The sequence below is a fragment of the Pseudomonas sp. MWU16-30323 genome (assembly GCF_020515595.1).
GTDB lineage: Bacteria > Pseudomonadota > Gammaproteobacteria > Pseudomonadales > Pseudomonadaceae > Aquipseudomonas > Aquipseudomonas yamanorum.
The window spans coordinates 251249-268295 of sequence record NZ_JAIWYM010000007.1 but is presented as its reverse complement, the minus strand read 5'-3'; the positions used below and the strand labels follow the sequence as shown (position 1 = coordinate 268295).

Here is a 17047-nt window from a genome sequence, read left to right as displayed (position 1 = left end):
TGGGCGGTCGAAAAGTATGGCGAGCAAATTACCGTAGGACGCACTAGCTCAGCGTTCCGGAGGACCTATGCACTACATCAATCAGATTTACATCAACGGCGCCTTCGTGACGCCCCATGGCCAAGCACGCGGCCAGCGTCCTGCAGGATGCCGCTTCGGTACTGGAGAACTATAACTTCTCCCGACGTATCGGCATCCAGCCGCCACCGTCGGCCCCATGGTCAGTCATAAACAGTGGGAGCGGGTGCAGCGCTACATTCAGATCGGGATTGAGGAGGGCGCTCATTTATTGGCAGGAGGCCCCGGTTTGCCTGAAGGCATCACGGCTGGCTGGTTCGTAAGCCCCACCGTATTCAGCCGCGTGACCAATCAAATGACCATCGCCCGCGAAGAGATTTTCGGTCCGGTTCTATCGATCATTACCTACGCAACTGATGAAGAAGCACTGGCCATCGCCAACGACACGCCCTACGGTCTCCAAGCCTACATCCTGTCATCAAATCCCGAACGCGCCCGCAGGTTGGCCAGCCAGATAGACGCAGGGCGAGTCCTGATCAATACCCTCGCCCATGTGCCACTCGCACCGTTTGGCGGCTTCAAACAATCGGGTATCGGCAGCGAGTACGGCATATTTGGCCTGGAAGCCTTCCTGGAGCCCAAGTCCATCCTAAGCTGATTCCTCAGCATGAAAACGTATGAATAAGGTCAACGTCCCAAACCAAAGGGCATGAACAGACCCTATAAGCACACCGTTCAGGGAAATCGATGCAAAGTGTTTCCGCATTTTTGGTATGGTGCAGCACATTTTCACAGGGACTGATTATTCTCCGCAGGAAGCGGCGTCGACCTTATTTCAACGAGATGCTGTAGAAATGCCTGAACCGATACCGATCAAGGACCACGAAAAAGAAAACCGCCTGGTCAACAAGCGGCTGCTGGCCTGCGCGCTGCTGGTCATCGGCATCACCTGCGCCCTGGTAGGCCGGATGTACTTCCTGCAGGTGGTGCAGTACGACTACCACTCCACCATTTCCGAAAACAATCGCGTCCACGTCCTACCGATTACACCGACGCGCGGCTTGATCTACGACCGCAATGGTGTAGTACTTGCCGACAACCGGCCCAGCTACAACCTGACCATCACCCGCGAACGCACGACCGATCTCAAGGGTGAGCTGGACGCCATCGTCAGCCTCCTGCATCTGCCTCCCGAGGACCGTGGCGTATTTGATAAAGCGCTCAAGCAGGCGCGTCATCCCTTCGTACCCGTCACGCTGTTCTACGAGCTGACCGAAGAACAGATCGCCGTGCTGGCCGTCAACGAATTTCGCCTGCCGGGCGTGGATGTCGAGCCGCAATTCGTCCGCCATTACCCGCTGGGGGCGCATTTTGCCCACTCCATTGGCTACGTAGGCCGGATCAACGAAAAAGAATCCAAGGCCCTCGACTCGGTGGAATACCGGGGCACGCAGTCCATCGGTAAAACCGGGATCGAGCGTTTCTACGAGTCCGAGTTGCATGGCCACGTCGGCTATGAAGAAGTTGAAACCAACGCCCAGGGCCGCGTCCTGCGGGTGCTCAAGCACACCGATCCGATCCCCGGCAAAAACATCGTCCTGAGCCTGGACGTCAAACTCCAGGAAGCTGCCGAAGAAGCCCTCGGCGACCGTCGCGGTTCTGTGGTCGCTCTCGACCCGGCAACCGGCGAAGTCCTGGCGATGGTCAGCAAGCCAAGCTTTGACCCGAACCTGTTCGTCACGGGTATCAGCTTCAAGGAATACGCAGCGCTTCACGACTCCCTCGACCGTCCGCTGTTCAACCGCGTGCTGCGCGGGCTCTACGCACCGGGCTCGACGATCAAGCCGGAAGTGGCCATCGCCGGCCTCGACAGTGGTGTGGTCACCGCCCAGACCCGCGTGTTCGACCCCGGTTACTACCAACTCCCGGATTTCGACCACAAATACCGCAACTGGAACCACAGCGGCGATGGTTGGGTGGACATGGACGCAGCGATCATGCGCTCCAACGACACCTACTTCTACGACCTGGCCCACAAGCTGGGTATCGACCGCCTGCACGACTACCTGGCTGAATTCGGCCTTGGCCAGAAAGTCTCCCTCGACATGTTCGAAGAGTCGGCCGGCTTGATGCCGTCCCAGGCCTGGAAGCGCGCTACCCGGCGCCAACCGTGGTTCCCGGGTGAAACCGTGATTCTCGGCATCGGCCAGGGCTACATGCAGGTCACCCCGCTGCAACTGGCCCAGGCCACTGCGCTGATCGCCAACAAAGGCGTGTGGAACCGACCGCACCTGGCCAAGACCATCAACGGCGTGCCGCCAGTGGATGAAAACCCGATGCCCAACGTCGTGCTCAAAGACCCGCGCGACTGGGAGCAGGTCAACCACGGCATGCAACTGGTCATGCATGACCCACGAGGTATCGCCCGGGCGGCTGCAGCCGGTGCGCAATACCGGATTGCCGGCAAGAGTGGTACCGCACAGGTGGTGGCGATCAAGCAGGGCGAGCGTTACAACCGTCTCAAGACCCTGGAACGCAACCGCGACAACGCCTTGTTCGTCGGATTCGCCCCGGCGGAGCACCCGCGGATCGTGATTTCGGTAATGATCGAGAACGGTGAGGCCGGTGGCCGAGTGGCGGGGCCGGTGGTGCGGCAGATCATGGATGCCTGGCTGCTCGATCAGGATGGCCACTTGAAGCCGCAATACGCGACCCCAAGCAAGGCGCCGGGTGATCCCCACGTCTGAGGTCTTCAGGGCATGACGCTGTTCATGCCTTATACCTTCTCATAGGTTGCGCATTGGTCGATGTCGCCTACTGTCAATACAGGAGGTGTCTCATGCACGAATCAAATGAAATCAAACGTAAAGTCCTGCTCAACGCGCCACGTCAACGGGTCTGGGATGCACTGACCGACGCCGAGCAATTCGGCAACTGGTTTGGCATCGCCCTCAAGGGCAAGCAGTTTGCCGCAGGGCGGGTCATTGAGGCCCCGATCACTTATCCAGGTTACGAGCACGTGGTGTGGAAGGCGAAAATAGAGCGCCTTGAGCCACAAGCGCGGTTCTCTTTCAGCTGGCATCCTTACGCCGTAGACAAGGAGGTGGATTACGACACGGAAACCCCAACCCTGGTGGAGTTCACCCTCGAGGATCACGCCGAAGGCATCTTGTTGCGGGTGATGGAGTCAGTTTTGACGCAATCCCGGATGCTCGCCGCCGGAAGGCCTACAAGAAGAACTCCCGAGGCTGGGACGATCAGATGAACAATATCGAAGAGTACCTGGCGAAATCCCATCAGCCTTGAGTCCAGTGGCGAGTCCGCGATTCGCACATTCGCCACGGCGACTGAACGGCTACTTGATTACCACCGGATTCACCGGCGCGCCACTGCCCCCGACACTCTTCAACGGGGCGGCAGCAGGGCGACCTTGAAGTGCTGCTCCAGCAGCGACAGGCGTCGGCTGGCGCTAGAGAGGGAGAGATGGGACTGCTCGGCCGCCCGGGACAGGTTGCCCAGCTTGGCCGCCTTGAGGAACAGCTCGATGGAAGTGAGGTCGGGGGACATGCCGGGGTCCTTGTGCGCAGTGGGTGAAAAACTACGCAGTTGTGACCCCGGTGTCCAACCCGGATCAGAAGTCGATGCTGGCCGACAACTTGGCCACGCGCGGGTCGCCTTGAGTCAGGTAACCGCCGAGGGCCGATTCCCAGTACTTGGTATTGGCGACGTTTTCCACGGTGGCGCCGAGGGTGACGTCACGCTGGTTCACCTTGACGGTGTAGCGGGCGCCCACGTCAAAGCGGTTCCAGGCGGGCAGGCTGAGGTTGTTGGCCGCGTCGGCATATTGGCCGCCGGTGCGCAGCATCCGACCGTTCACCGTCACGCCTTGCAGGCCCGGTACATCCCAGTCCACGCCGGCATTCAGTTGGAAGGTGGGTACGCCGATGGCGCGGTTGCCGTCGTTCGCGCCGTTCTGGGTGCCGTTGACTTCGGTGTGGATGATGGTTGCACCGCCCAACAGGCGCAGCCCTGCGATAGGCTCGCCGAACACGTTAAGCTCCACGCCTTTGTTGACTTGCTCGCCCTGGCGAACATAGGTGGCGCTTAAACCGTCGGCGCTGAGTTGTGAGTAGCCATCGGTGGGTTGCTCGATGCGGTACACACCCAGGGTTGCACCGTAGGTGCCCATGTCGACCTTGACCCCGGCTTCGGTCTGTTTCGAGCGCGCCGGGGCATAGGCTTGGCCGGCGTTGGTGATGGGGGCATTGCCGGCGGTCTGAGGTGCGGTCGGGCCCTGGGCCAAGCCTTCAATATGGTTGGCATAGAACGACACATGGTCCCACGGCTTGAACACCAGGCCGTACACCGGTGTGGTGATCGACTTGTCGTAATCGGCGGTGCGAGTGCCCGTACCGTAGGCAAAGCCCTGAACCACCAGTTCCTGGCGGCGCAAACCGGCGGTCACCAGCAAGCGATCATCCATGAAACCCAGGGTGTCCGAGACCGCTGCACTGCGAGCGAAGGTCTTGGCGGTGATGCCTGGGTCGTTCAGGTCGCCGCCCACGAAACTGCCCTTGACCGGTTCGGCAACGTCCACCGGGTTATAGATATTGCTGGCGTGGCCGTTGAGGTCGAAGTCATAGGCGTTGCGCGTCTGGGCCCAGATCCCGGTCAACCCGACGTTCAGCTTGTGGCTGACAGCGCCGGTCTGGAATTTGCCGTTCAAGCCTGCCATCAGGCTGGTGTTGTCTTCCTGGTGGGCGATGCGCGAGCCGCTGACGGTGGCATTGCCCAGGGTGTCATTCAACGTGACCGAGGAGTAACGGCCAATCTCGTTGGTGTGCTTGGCGCCGCCGGCGACATAAGCAGTCCAGTTGTCGTTGAGGTCGTACTCGGCGCGCAACATGCCGAAGGTGTCTTCCAGGCTGCTGGTGCCCCAGCTCGGCGCGTAGTTGGTGTCGGCCGAAGGCGCGTCGGGGATATGGGTCAGGTTATTGCCCAGCAGCACGGTGTTGCGGCCGCCATTGATCTGCTGTTTCGAGTAGACAAAATCCCCCGACAAGCGCAATGCGTCGCCGCGATAATCCAGGCCAACCGCAAACAGCTTCGAGCGCTGGCTCTCGTCGTCGATCCCGGTATCACCCTCACGCTGGGAGATGTTCACCCGCGCGCCAAAACGATTGTCTTCACCAAAGCGCTGGCCGATATCCAGGTGCTCGCCGACCCGGCCATCGCTGCTGATATCGGTGCTGAAGCGGCGCAACGGCACGTCATCGGCGCGCTTGGGTTGCAGGTTCACCCCGCCACCAATCCCGGAGCCGCCGGGCGTCACGCCGTTGATAAAGGCGTTGGGGCCCTTGAATACTTCAACCCGTTCCAGGGCGTCGGTGGACATGATCTGGCGCGGCAGGATGCCGTACAAACCGTTGAACGAAATGTCGTCGCCATTCAGCGGCAAGCCACGAATCACAAAGGCCTGGGCCTGGTTGGCATAACCCGATGCCTGGCGCACGGACGAATCGTTGAGCAGCACATCACCGACGTTTTCCGCCTGCTGGTCACGAATCAGTTTTTCGGTATAGGACGACATGCTGAAGGGCACGTCCATGATGTCCTGATTGCCCAGCACCCCCAGTTGCCCCCCGCGAGCGACTTGGCCGCCGGCATACACTGGGGGCAGGGCGTTGGGCGTGGCCGCGTCGGCGCTGATGGTGGTGGCACCCAATTCCAGAGCCTTGTCGTCCTGGCTGGTGTTCGCATCTTGCGTGGTTTCTGGAGTGGCGGCGTGAGCGGTGAGGCTCAGGGAGCAGCAAAGGGCGAGCAGGGTAGGACGAAATGGCACTGCAAAACGGGCGGAGGTGGGCATGGTCGATCCTGACGGCGAACCGTCACTGTGAGGAAAAGGGCAACAACGTTGCGCGTCCTCACTGCGCGAATACGACTCCGGTGCGAATGATAGTAATTGTCATTAATGTTCTGCAACAAGTTTGTGAGATTGTTGTCTGCGTGTTCGTAGGCGATTTCGGTTAAATCGCCGCGCCTTGTCACAGGCCGAGTAGAATCACGCCCTGAAAGCGATTCTTGAGGTGCGGCAAGGTGGATTTACAGCAGGGGTTTGTCTTGACCCGGCATTGGCGCGACACCCCGGCGGGCACGGAGGTCAGTTTCTGGCTGGCCACCGATCAGGGCCCGAGGTGTGTGCGCTTGCCGGTGCAGACTTCCGTGATGTTCATCCCCCAGGCCCATCGCAAGCCCGCCGAGCTGCAGCTCAAGGGCGAGCGCGGTATCGAGTTGCGCGACCTGGCGCTGTGCGACTTCCACCATCGCCCGGTGCTGGGCCTCTACACTCAACAACATCGCCAATTGATGGACCTGGAAAAGCGTCTGCGCAAAGCCGGCATCGACGTCTACGAAGGCGATGTGCGCCCACCCGATCGCTACATGATGGAACGCTTTATCACCGCGCCGGTATGGTTTGGCGGTACGGCGGGCGAGGGCGGCATGCTGGTGGAGGCGCAGATGAAACCTGCGCCGGATTACCGCCCGCCCCTCAAGCTGGTGTCGCTGGACATCGAGACCACTGCCCAGGGCGATCTGTATTCCATCGCCCTGGAAGGCTGCGGCGAGCGCCAGGTGTACATGCTCGGCCCGCCCAACAAGACCGATGCGGTGGACTTCAAGCTCGACTACTGCGACACCCGCGCCGAACTCCTCGAACGCCTGAACCTGTGGCTCGCCACCCATGACCCCGACGCGATCATCGGCTGGAACCTGGTGCAGTTCGACCTGCGCGTGCTGCACGAACATGCGCAGCGGCTGAACGTGCCGCTGCTGTTGGGCCGTGGTGGCGATGCCATGGGCTGGCGCGAACACGGCAGCCGCAATCACTACTTCGCGGCGGCGGCCGGGCGGTTGATCATCGACGGCATCGAAGCCTTGCGCTCGGCCACCTGGAGTTTCGAATCCTTCAGCCTGGAAAACGTCGCCCAGACCCTGCTCGGCGAAGGTAAATCGATCTCCACCCCGTACCAGCGCATGGACGAAATCAACCGCATGTTCGCCGAGGACAAGCCCGCACTGGCGCGCTACAACCTCAAGGACTGCGAGCTGGTCACGCGGATTTTCGAGAAGACCGAGCTGCTGAAATTCCTCCTCGAACGAGCCAGCGTCACCGGCCTGCCGGCGGACCGCAACGGTGGTTCGGTGGCAGCGTTTACTCACCTGTACATGCCGCTGATGCATCGCCAGGGTTTCGTCGCGCCGAACCTGGGGGACAAACCACCCCAAGCCAGCCCCGGCGGGTTTGTTATGGACTCACGCCCGGGCCTCTACGAATCGGTACTGGTGCTCGACTACAAAAGTCTCTACCCATCGATCATCCGCAGCTTTCTGATCGACCCGGTGGGCCTCATCGAAGGCCTGCGCCATCCCGAAGACAGCGAGTCGGTGGAAGGCTTTCGCGGCGCGCGGTTTTCCCGCACCCGGCATTGCCTGCCGTCGATTGTCGCGCGGGTTTCCGAAGGCCGCGAAGTGGCCAAGCGCGAACACAATGCGCCGCTGTCACAGGCACTGAAGATCATCATGAACGCCTTCTACGGCGTACTCGGTTCCAGCGGTTGCCGCTTCTTCGACACGCGGCTTGCGTCGTCCATCACTTTGCGCGGCCACCAGATCATGCGCCAGACCCGCGAGCTGGTCGAAGCCCGGGGCTATGAAGTGATCTACGGCGACACCGACTCCACCTTCGTCTGGCTCGGCAGCGCCCACTCCCAGGAAGACGCCACGCGCATTGGCCTGGACCTGGTGCAGCACGTCAACACTTGGTGGCGCGAACGCCTGCAGAGTGAGTTCGGCCTGCAAAGCGCCCTGGAGCTGCAATACGAAACCCACTTCAGCCGCTTCCTGATGCCAACCATTCGCGGCGCGGAAGAGGGCAGCAAGAAGCGCTACGCCGGGCTGGTCACCCGTGCCGACGGCAGCGAAGAAATGATCTACAAAGGCCTGGAAACCGTGCGCAGCGACTGGTCGCCCCTGGCCCGGCAATTCCAACAGGAGCTCTACCGGCGCATCTTCCATCGCCAGCCTCACCAGGATTACGTGCGCGACTACGTGCGCCGCACCTTGAGTGGCGAACTCGACGAACTGCTGATCTACCGCAAACGCCTGCGCCGGCAGCTGGGCGACTACGAGCGCAACGTGCCGCCCCACGTGCGTGCCGCGCGGCTGGCCGACGAATACAACGACCGCCAGGGTCGCCCGCGCCAGTACCAGAACGGTGGCTGGATTCGCTACGTGATCAGCGTCAACGGCCCCGAACCACTGGAAGTGCGCCAGGCACCAATCGACTACGACCACTACGTCACTCGGCAGCTGCAACCGGTGGCGGATGCAATCCTGCCGTTTGTGAACGACGACTTTGGCACCTTGGTGGGTGGTCAGATGGGCTTGTTCTAAAACGGCTTGCCTTGCAGTGGCGAGAGCCTGCAATCTTGGCCACTGACGACCACCAGACGGCGCAGCGCTCCCATGACTGAAATCACCCTGACCGGCACTACGGTCGAACTCCGCCCCCTGCAACGCGAACACTCGGCCGCCTTGGTACAGGCCGCCGCCGACGGGCAACTGTGGAATCTCAAGGTGACCAACGTGCCGGGTCCCGACACCGTCGAAAAGTACGTGGACATCGCCCTGGCCGGGCGTGAGGCGGGCACCATGATCCCGTTTGTGATCGTGCGCCGTGACACTGGCGAGATCGTTGGCAGCACACGGTTCTGGAAGGTTGACCGGGTCAACCGCAAGCTGGAGATCGGCCACACGTATATCAGCCAGTCGGTGCAGAAATCCGGGGTCAACACCGAGGCCAAGCTGTTGCTGCTCACCCATGCATTTGAAGTCATGGACTGTGTGCGGGTGCAATTCACGACGGATGAACTGAATGAAAAGTCCCGGGCCGCGATCCTGCGCCTCGGCGCGGTACAGGAAGGGATCGTGCGCCACGAGCGCATCATGCCCGATGGCCGCAAGCGCAACTCGGTGCGCTTCAGCATCATTGATCCGGAATGGCCGCAGGTGAAGGCGGGGTTGCTGGCCCGGCTGGTCCGCTAGGGCTTGTGGCTCAGCTCTTCCACCAGCTCATCCATCCGGTCGGCAATTTTCGGTGTGGTCGACAACACGAACCCTTTCTGCGTGCCCACATAGGTCTCGACGATGTACAGCGTGTCGCCCACATCCAGCCCCAATTCCTGCAAGGCTTCGTCTGGCAGGCGAATGGCGCCGTCGCCGTCCCAGTCTTCGATCGTGACGCGTTTACTGTGCATGATGGCTTCCCGTTGAACGATTGAACGGCCTAGCCTAACACCTCAACCCACTGCCAGGAGGCTCAGCACTGTGTACACCCTTTACGGAACCCAAGGCACCGGCTCGTGCATCATCGAAATCGCCCTGCAGCGTTGCGGTGTCGAATGGCGCCAGGTCGACGCCTGCTCCTGGGAAGACAGCGCGGGCAGCGAGGCCCTGGCGCAGATCAATCCGCTCAAACAAATCCCCACCCTGCAACGGCCGGACGGCAGCGTGTTGACCGAAAGCGCGGCGATCCTGATTCACCTGGGCCTGCAATTTCCCGCCTCAGAGTTGCTACCCGAGGAGCCTGCCCAGGTCATTCGCGGCCTGGTGTACATCGCCGCGAACTGTTATTCGGCGATTGGCATCATCGACTATCCGGAACGCTGGACTGACAGCGCCGATGCGCAGCAGCATGAACAGTTGATCAGCGGCACCCGTCGCCGCCTGCATGGGGCCTGGGAGATGTTTGCCGATCAATTTGCCGACCAGCTGGTTACCTCGCAACAGGTTCCCAATGCGCTGGGCATCATGGCTGCGGCGGTGTCGCGATGGGCGGGAGGACGTGAGGCGATACAACAGTCTCGGCCGGAGTTTTCCCGGGTGCTGGCGCAGGTGGATGTCGACCCCATCGTGGCGTCGGTATTTGCCCGGCATTGGCCGCTGTAAGCCTTCGCAATCAGAAGAAACAATGAGCCCTGAGGTGGCTAAACGCCTTGCGTCGCGGGCGTCCTGACCTACGCTTTCTGAAGCCGGCGTAGGAATCATCCTTGAATTTGACTGTCGCAGACATGAAACTCAAGATCCCTGCATGGAATTCAAAGGAGGTGTGCATGCTCATCCGGTCGCTGACCCTGGCTACCTTGATGGCTTTTACGGGGCCGCTGCTGGCCGCGGATGATCTCAATCCGCTCAAGCAGGACCTGGGCAAGTCACGCCCGTTGGTGGTGGTGGAACTCGACTCCGGCAACCCGACGTTGGCCACCCTCAAGAAACAGTTGGAAGAGCCTGCCAACAAGCAGTCCTTTGAAACGCGCAATATGGTGCTCTACACCGTGTCCTTCGGCAGCATCGGTGCTGAAGGCGAGAAGTTCGCCAAGGACGCGAAGGACAACAAGAAGCTCGCACCGCCTGAAACCAACGCGCTGATCCGGGCACTCAAGTTGGGCGCCGGCAGTGGCACCAAAGTGATTCTGATGGGCAAGGACGGCGAGAAAAAACTTGAGAAGACCGTGCCACCGGACACCCTCAACCTTGCAGACTTCTTCACCGCGATTGACCAGATGCCCCAGGCTGAGAAGGACCTTGCCGCCCCGGCCGAGCCTGAGCCCGCAGCCCCGGCGCCTGGCAAGCCTGGCGCCAAGGCTGGCAAGAACACCAAGCATCCAGCGCCACAACCGGCACTGGATGATTGAACCCCCGCAGGAGCCGGCCAGCAGGCCTGGGGTTTACGCCCCAGGCTTCTCCCCAGCCACCACCGCCTTCTTGCGCACCGGGAACGGGAAGTAGAAGAAGCGCAAGAACGCCACCCGCTTGATCACCTCGCCGATCATCAACGGCACCACCACCGCGATCACCAGCCCGATGCTCGCCGACAACAGCGGGTGCAACCCCAGCCGCTCCATCAAGTCCACGGTCTTGTGCTGAATCTCCCCGTGGAAGATCAACAGAATCAGCGTCGATTGCCCGATGTACGTCATCGCCCGCGTCAGCAGCCCCGAAACCATCATCACCCCGGCCAGCGCCCAGCACACATACACGCCGATCACCGCCAACAAACTGGTCCATAGCCAGTGGTCATAACGCCGCTGTGCCAGGTCCATGGTGTCCCAGCTGTAGATGAACACCACCGCAAACAACGCCATGGCCCCCAGTAGCGTCAACAACGAGCTCTGGTGGCGGCGCAGCACGTCCCGCAGCAGATAACCAAAGATGAAATAGGTGCTGCTGATCAACGTCACATCAATGCTGAACGGCAGCCCCGGCATCGTCCAGGTCTGTCCGCCGACGGTCACCGGCACCTGCCAGAACCACGGCAGGGTCCAGATCCCGAGCATCAGTTGCAAGGTGATCACCACACAGCTCATGGCCAGCGACAGGCCCAGGCGCTGCATCAGCCGCAGCATCACCCAGCCGAACAGGATCGCCACCCAAAAGTGCGGCAGGAACCACAGCGCCTGCCATGGAATGGTGTCCACCGAGGCATACAGCACGCCGCCGATGTCCGGCAGCAGTGCCTGACCGCGCAGCAGGTCGCGGATCAGGATGTACACCAGCATGGTGAAGAAGAACGGTTTGAGCAGTGCATCGGCCTTGCGCACCGCCATCTCGACAAAGGGTTGTTCAGGCTTGAAGAACACCCCGGAGAGAAAGAAGAACAGCGGCAGGATAAACACCGCCAGCAGCGGGTACAGCAAGTCCAGGGAACTGGCGACAAACCAGCTGTGCCCGAACACAATGATCAGGATGCCAATGCCCTTGGCAATATCCATTTGAATCCAGCGTTTTTTCACCTGACTGCTCCCACTCTATAAATCTGCCTTGCGCCACGGCTTGAGCCACAGGCCCATGCCCAGCAACACCACGGCCCCAGCCAGGGTGCTCAACCCCAACTGCAGCCAAATACCTTGAACCCGAAACAACACCAGCGCCGCCACGCCCATCACCAGTCCACTCAGCAACCAGTGCCGTTTCCAGGGCAGGGTCCCGAGCAAGCCCTGGCGCTGCATCAGCAGCAATGCTGTGCACAGCACCCCGGCGAGGGCGGCCAGCGGAATGCCCGCCAGGCCAAACACAAACGGCAGCACACCCAGCAGCAACACGTTCACCAGGCTGCCCAGCAACTCGCAACGCAGCGGCTGGCGTGTGTCGCCGGCGGCATAGGCATAACGGGCCAACAGGGCATTCCAGGCGCCGAACACCAGCGGCACGGCAAACCAGGCCAACAGCAGTGGCAACGGCGAATCCACTGACTGCTTGGGCAGCAGCAACGCCACCAGGCTCGGTGCCGCCGCCACCAGGCCGACGCCGGCGGGCAGGGTCAGCAGGCTGGCGGTTTCCAGGCCGCGCTTGAGCAGGGCCAAGCGCTCGTCGCCCTGGCGCCGGCTCATCATGCCCAGCAGCACCTGGTTGAGGCTCATCAACGCAATCAGTGGCAAGTTCATCAACTTGCGAGCCAGGTTGACCCAGGTCACCGCGCCTTCACCCAGCAAGGACGCCACCAACCGTTCAATCAATGCCAACCCCTGGCTCGCGCCATTGCTCAGCAACAGCGGCCCGATGCGCCCGCCCAGCTCCCGCAGTTCCAGGGTCGAAGCCCGCAGCCGCCACGGCCGCCAGCCCAGGCGCAACATCGACGGCAACAGCGCCAGGGGCATCAGCAGGCTGCCGGTGAGGCAGGCCAACGCCAGCGAGTGCGGTTGCGTGGCGGTGCCGGCGAGGGCGAGGTAGGTCACGGGCGGCAGGTTGAACAGCAACGAGCCGAGCCCCGCGACCACAAAGCGCTCGTTGGCCTGCAACGGAATACTGAACAGCGCATGCAGCATCAGCCCCGGCACGCTCCAGGCGAGGATCTGCAGGTTGCTGCTGGCGAGGCTGGTGGCCGTTGCCGCCAGACCCGGGCCGAGCAGTTGCACCAGCCACGGCGCGAGCAGCGTCAACAGCAGGCTGGTCACGAGGGCAATCAGCAGCAGCGCAGGGAACAGCACCGCCAACCAGTCCAGGCGCTCGCCGTCCTTGCGTTGCAGGTACAGCGGCAGGGCGGCGGCGCTCAGCACGCCACCGGCCAGGGACATGCGCAACGCTTCCGGCAAAAACAGCGCGATAAGAAATGCATCGCTGCGTTCGCCCGCACCCCACGCGGCCACCAGCAACCACTCACGGGCAAAGCCGAGGCACAGCCCCAGCAGGGTCGCCAGGGTCAACCAAAACGCCGATCCGAGCATGCCTAGGGCCCGACGCTATCGAGCACAGGCTTGCGATGCGTCACGGTCTTGACCTTTGGCAGGCGCGCCGGAAACAACCGCCGCGCCTCCAGCACGTTGATCCCCACCATCAGCCAGAACAACGCAATCATCACCAGGGCGAAGCTGAAGTAGTGGTCAAAAAAGCCGCTGACCAGCGCCGACAGAATCCCCGCCGTGCTGCCCAGCCAGATCGCATTGTCCTTGGTCAGGCGGATCGGGCCGAGCTCCGGCCGGGACTCGCGCCACCAGCGCCAGGTCACGGCGATAAACAGCAGCATGCTGATCACGCCGGTCTTGTAGACAAAGTTCAGCCACAGGTTGGAAATCCCCAGCAGGTGCGTGCCCGGCACCGGAGGGTCAACCTTGAAGCCAATACCCAGTGGGTAGCTGGCCACGGCCTGAGGGAACATGCGGTATTCGTCGAAGCGCACTTCGGTACTCGCGTTCTGGGTCGAAAAGATCGTCGCCAGGCGTTCCTGCAGCGGTGGATACGACACCACCAGCGCCGCTGCCAATGCCAGGCCGATCATCAGCAAACGCCCGGTATACGGGACCCGACGCGACGCCATCCAGATCAGCACCAGCGCCAGGCTGACCATCGCGCCCCGGCTACTGGCCAACAGCAAGGCCGCCGCGCCCAGGCAGGCAACGCCCAGGCCGAGCCCGCGTTTCCAGCCGGTATTGGTGATGCCGTAGCAAAACGCCAACGGCAGCAGCAAGGCCATGATCCCGCCGGTGGCGTTGGGGTGCATCCACGGCGAGCCCATCCGCGAGGCCATCGCCCCCAGGCCCAGGGACAGGGTGTCGAGGCTGCCGTAGTTCATCAGGGTCAGGATCGGCAACATGCCCGAGGCCGAGCGCGAGCGGATAAACACGCCGATGGACAACACCAGCATCGCCAGGGTGCCCAGCAATAGCGCGATCACCAGGGCTTCGCGGTTTTTCTGCTCGACCAGCAGCTTGGCGGCAAGGAACAGCACCGACAGGTTCAGCAACCAGCGCAACCAGTTCGCCAGGCCGCTGGCCTCGGCGGTAATGCTCACCTGGCCGACGATAAACGGCACCACGGTGAAGATCATCAGCCACATCAACATCCGGTCGGTGGGGCGCCGGGACAGCGATGGCACGGCGGGCATGCGCGACAGGAAGCCGTGCCAGATCACCGCCGCCCAGGTCAGGGCGATCAGTGCCTCACTGACCGTACTGCGAATCCCCAGGTTGAGGGTGGAGTAGGGCATGAACGTCGCCACCAGGGCGAACAGCAGCAGCCCCCAGAACGGGAACCGCAGAATCGTCACGGCCGCGGCCAGGCCGATCACCGCCAGCACGGCCTTGGCCGGGGAAAGGAACAGGATCAACCCACCAAACAGCAGGCCGAAGACGATGGCGACGAGGCTACCCAGTGAGATTCTCAATTCAATTCCTCGATCAGTTCGGCCAGGCGCCGACGGTAGGCCTGGTGGTTGAAACGTTCGGCCCAGCTGCGTAACTGTTCAGGTGGCAGTTCGACGGGTTGGTCGGCCAGGTGCAGCATCAATTGCACCAGCGCCGCGCCGTCGGTGGGTGAAAAACGTGGTGCCAGCGGCGGGGTGATTTCATCCAGCGAGGTTCCGCTGGCCACCGCCACCGGGGTGCCGACGCTCAGGGCCTCGATCACCGGCAAGCCAAAGCCTTCCGCGTAGGAAGGCTGCCACAGGCGCGAGGCCTTGCGGTAGAGCCCGTGCAATTCGGCGTCGGAGACGCCGCTCAGCGCGCGTATTCCCGGGTAGGTGCGTTGCGCTTCGGGCAAATGCTCCAGGCTGCCCACCAGCACCAGTTCCGGCACGCTGGGGGATTGGCGGCGCGCCTGCTGCCAGGCCTCCACCAGGAATGGCACGTTCTTGCGCAATTCCCGGGTGCCCACCAGCAGCCAGAAACCTTCAGGCAATTGTCGGCCCGAGAGGTCCGCCGGCAGTCCGGCAAAGCCCGCCACCTGATTCGGCAGCACTCGAATCTTGCCTGCCGCCTTGGGAAACAGCCGCGCGGTTTCATCGGCACTGTACTGCGACGGCGTCCACACCCGGTCGGCCGTGTGCACCGCATAGGTGATGGACAGGCGATCACTGGCCTTGTAGATCATCGCCTTCAGGCGATTGGCGTGGTAGTTGTCCAGGGTGATCTGAAACAGGTCATGCAGCAGCACCACGGTACGCAGGCCTTTGGGTTTGGGCGGCAGCGGCAGGCCCATATTGAAGGTGCTGATATACACATCAATGTGCTCATCGCGCAGCGCCTTGGGCAAGTAGCCTGCCTCGAAACGCAGGCGCTGATGGGGCTGGTGCATGGCGGTCTTGGCGCAGCCCCAGTCCGGGCAATGGGCACTCAGGCGCAGCTCATCCCCCAGCGGTGCGACGCTGAAGCGCTCAAGCTCGATGCCGGGCATGGCGCGCAGGGCATCTTCCAGGGCGTACACCTGGCGACTGATGCCTGATTGCGGCGAGGTGCCGACGGTGCGGTAATCGAGGCCTATGCGCATGCCGGCTCCTTTTGGCTCAGGGGCGACAGTTGCGCGTACACCTGCTCCAACTGGCTGGCGGCGACGCTCCAGTCGTGGGCCCGGCGCACATAGGCGCGACCGGCTTCGCCCATCGGCGCTGCGACTTCAGGTTGTTGCAGCAGGCGCACCACGGCATCGGCCAGGCTGTCGGCGGTCTGGCCGCCGAGGTAGTCCAGGCCTTCCACCAGGTCCAGGCCAGACACGCCCTGGTCGGTGCTCGCCAGCGGCAGGCCGGCGGCCAGGGCTTCGAGCACCTTGAGCTTGGAACCGCCACCATGGCGCAACGGCGCCAAAAACACCGAGCAGCTCGATTGCAGGGCCAGCAGGTCAGGCACAAAGCCTTGCCATTCGATGCGCCCGTCCTTCCAGCGCTCGCGCCAGCTTTCCGGCATGCCGAAGCCGCAGACGCTCAGGCGAGCGTCGGGGCAGCGGGCCCAGACTTTCGGCAGGATTTCATCCAGAGCCCATTCGATGGCGTCGACATTGGGCGCGTATTCGTAGTTGCCGAGAAACAGCACGCGGCGGGTCGTCGGGTCGGGTCGGGCGGCGGCGAAGTGCGTGCAATCCACGCCGTTGACCACCACCGGCACGGGTTTGCCGGCGATCTGCGCCAGGGTCTGGGCGTCGGCGTCAGTCACCGCCACGACTTGCGCAGCCTGGCGCATCACCCGTCGTTCCCAGCGGCCATAGCGCCATTGGTCGTAGCGAATGAACGGCAGCGCCCAGCCCGGCAGGCGGTCGTAAGTCGCGGCGCCGAGGGACGATTCGACATTGTGTTCGGTCAGCACAAACGGCTGGGAGCGACGGGCCAACGCAGCTTCGTAAGGCTGGAAGGCGTAGGTGTGTTCGATCTGCACCACGTCCCAATGCTCGGTCAGCAATTGCTCGAAGGTGTCCTGCAGTTCACCCGACAGGCCATTCACACTGGCCAGCAACGGGTACGGCGCAAACAGCCCGGCCAGCAGGGTCTTCAGGCTGCGCAGCGGGCGGCGCGGCAGGATGATCACCTGTTCCAGAAAGGCTTCCAGCACCTGGCGATCCGTCAGCGACACCGCGTGTTTGTCATGCAACAGCAAGGTGATCCGGTGCCCGCGCGCAGCCAGGCTGCGCAGCAAATGAAACTGGCGCGTCTTGCCGCCGCTGGTAGCGGGCCAAGGCGAGTAGGGCAGGATCCAGAGGATGCGCATGG

At 62.5% G+C, this 17047-nt stretch carries 13 protein-coding genes and 2 pseudogenes; 7 read left to right on the top strand and 8 right to left on the bottom strand.

Annotation, left to right across the window (positions count from 1 at the left end; translation table 11 throughout):
* Nucleotides 1-205: 205 nt before the first annotated feature.
* From LIY45_RS11815 to LIY45_RS11805, 3 genes and pseudogenes are all read left to right on the top strand, one after another.
* Nucleotides 206-676, top strand: a pseudogene (locus LIY45_RS11815) (aldehyde dehydrogenase family protein); the annotation flags it as partial.
* Nucleotides 677-872: 196 nt separating this feature from the next.
* Entirely contained in the window at nucleotides 873-2765 is a 1893-nt protein-coding gene (mrdA, locus tag LIY45_RS11810) for a penicillin-binding protein 2 (RefSeq protein WP_226476441.1), read from the top strand.
* Nucleotides 2766-2857: 92 nt separating this feature from the next.
* Nucleotides 2858-3324: pseudogene (locus LIY45_RS11805) on the top strand (SRPBCC family protein).
* A 99-nt stretch (nucleotides 3325-3423) separates the two neighbouring features.
* Here LIY45_RS11805 and LIY45_RS11800 read toward each other — a convergent pair.
* Complete coding sequence (locus LIY45_RS11800) at nucleotides 3424-3585, bottom strand: LysR family transcriptional regulator (protein WP_226476440.1); 162 nt, start codon at nucleotides 3583-3585, stop codon at nucleotides 3424-3426.
* Nucleotides 3586-3649: 64 nt separating this feature from the next.
* Nucleotides 3650-5884, bottom strand: a complete 2235-nt coding sequence (locus LIY45_RS11795; protein ID WP_226476439.1) for a TonB-dependent siderophore receptor — start codon at nucleotides 5882-5884, stop codon at nucleotides 3650-3652.
* A gap of 230 nt (nucleotides 5885-6114) precedes the next feature.
* On the opposite strand from LIY45_RS11795, the gene LIY45_RS11790 reads away from it, so the two are divergent.
* Together LIY45_RS11790 and LIY45_RS11785 are read left to right on the top strand one after the other, a co-directional pair.
* Nucleotides 6115-8472, top strand: coding sequence for a DNA polymerase II (locus LIY45_RS11790; protein WP_226476438.1), 2358 nt, complete (start codon nucleotides 6115-6117; stop codon nucleotides 8470-8472).
* A 72-nt stretch (nucleotides 8473-8544) separates the two neighbouring features.
* Nucleotides 8545-9123, top strand: coding sequence for a GNAT family protein (locus LIY45_RS11785; RefSeq protein ID WP_226476437.1), 579 nt, complete (start codon nucleotides 8545-8547; stop codon nucleotides 9121-9123).
* Here the strand turns inward: LIY45_RS11785 and LIY45_RS11780 are convergent.
* Nucleotides 9120-9335: an AbrB/MazE/SpoVT family DNA-binding domain-containing protein gene (locus tag LIY45_RS11780; RefSeq protein WP_003208231.1), complete on the bottom strand. Its 216-nt coding sequence runs from the start codon at nucleotides 9333-9335 to the stop codon at nucleotides 9120-9122. The genes LIY45_RS11785 and LIY45_RS11780 overlap by 4 nt on opposite strands.
* A gap of 70 nt (nucleotides 9336-9405) precedes the next feature.
* On the opposite strand from LIY45_RS11780, the gene LIY45_RS11775 reads away from it, so the two are divergent.
* Nucleotides 9406-10026 (top strand): glutathione S-transferase, encoded by a 621-nt coding sequence (locus tag LIY45_RS11775; protein WP_226476436.1) that lies wholly within the window; start codon nucleotides 9406-9408, stop codon nucleotides 10024-10026.
* A gap of 164 nt (nucleotides 10027-10190) precedes the next feature.
* Nucleotides 10191-10772, top strand: a complete 582-nt coding sequence (locus LIY45_RS11770; protein ID WP_226476435.1) for a DUF4174 domain-containing protein — start codon at nucleotides 10191-10193, stop codon at nucleotides 10770-10772.
* A gap of 33 nt (nucleotides 10773-10805) precedes the next feature.
* Here LIY45_RS11770 and LIY45_RS11765 read toward each other — a convergent pair whose 3' ends face one another.
* From LIY45_RS11765 to LIY45_RS11745, 5 genes are read right to left on the bottom strand one after another with little or no spacing between them, the layout of a single operon-like run.
* Nucleotides 10806-11870, bottom strand: a complete 1065-nt coding sequence (locus tag LIY45_RS11765; RefSeq protein WP_026077875.1) for an acyltransferase family protein — start codon at nucleotides 11868-11870, stop codon at nucleotides 10806-10808.
* A gap of 15 nt (nucleotides 11871-11885) precedes the next feature.
* Nucleotides 11886-13301, bottom strand: coding sequence for a lipid II flippase MurJ (locus tag LIY45_RS11760; protein WP_226476434.1), 1416 nt, complete (start codon nucleotides 13299-13301; stop codon nucleotides 11886-11888).
* A gap of 2 nt (nucleotides 13302-13303) precedes the next feature.
* Entirely contained in the window at nucleotides 13304-14731 is a 1428-nt protein-coding gene (locus LIY45_RS11755) for an O-antigen ligase family protein (RefSeq protein WP_226476445.1), read from the bottom strand.
* A 2-nt stretch (nucleotides 14732-14733) separates the two neighbouring features.
* Complete coding sequence (locus tag LIY45_RS11750) at nucleotides 14734-15837, bottom strand: glycosyltransferase family 1 protein (protein ID WP_226476433.1); 1104 nt, start codon at nucleotides 15835-15837, stop codon at nucleotides 14734-14736.
* Nucleotides 15828-17045 (bottom strand): glycosyltransferase family 4 protein, encoded by a 1218-nt coding sequence (locus tag LIY45_RS11745; RefSeq protein WP_226476432.1) that lies wholly within the window; start codon nucleotides 17043-17045, stop codon nucleotides 15828-15830. Before LIY45_RS11745 ends, LIY45_RS11750 begins: the two co-directional genes overlap by 10 nt.
* Nucleotides 17046-17047 lie beyond the last annotated feature (2 nt).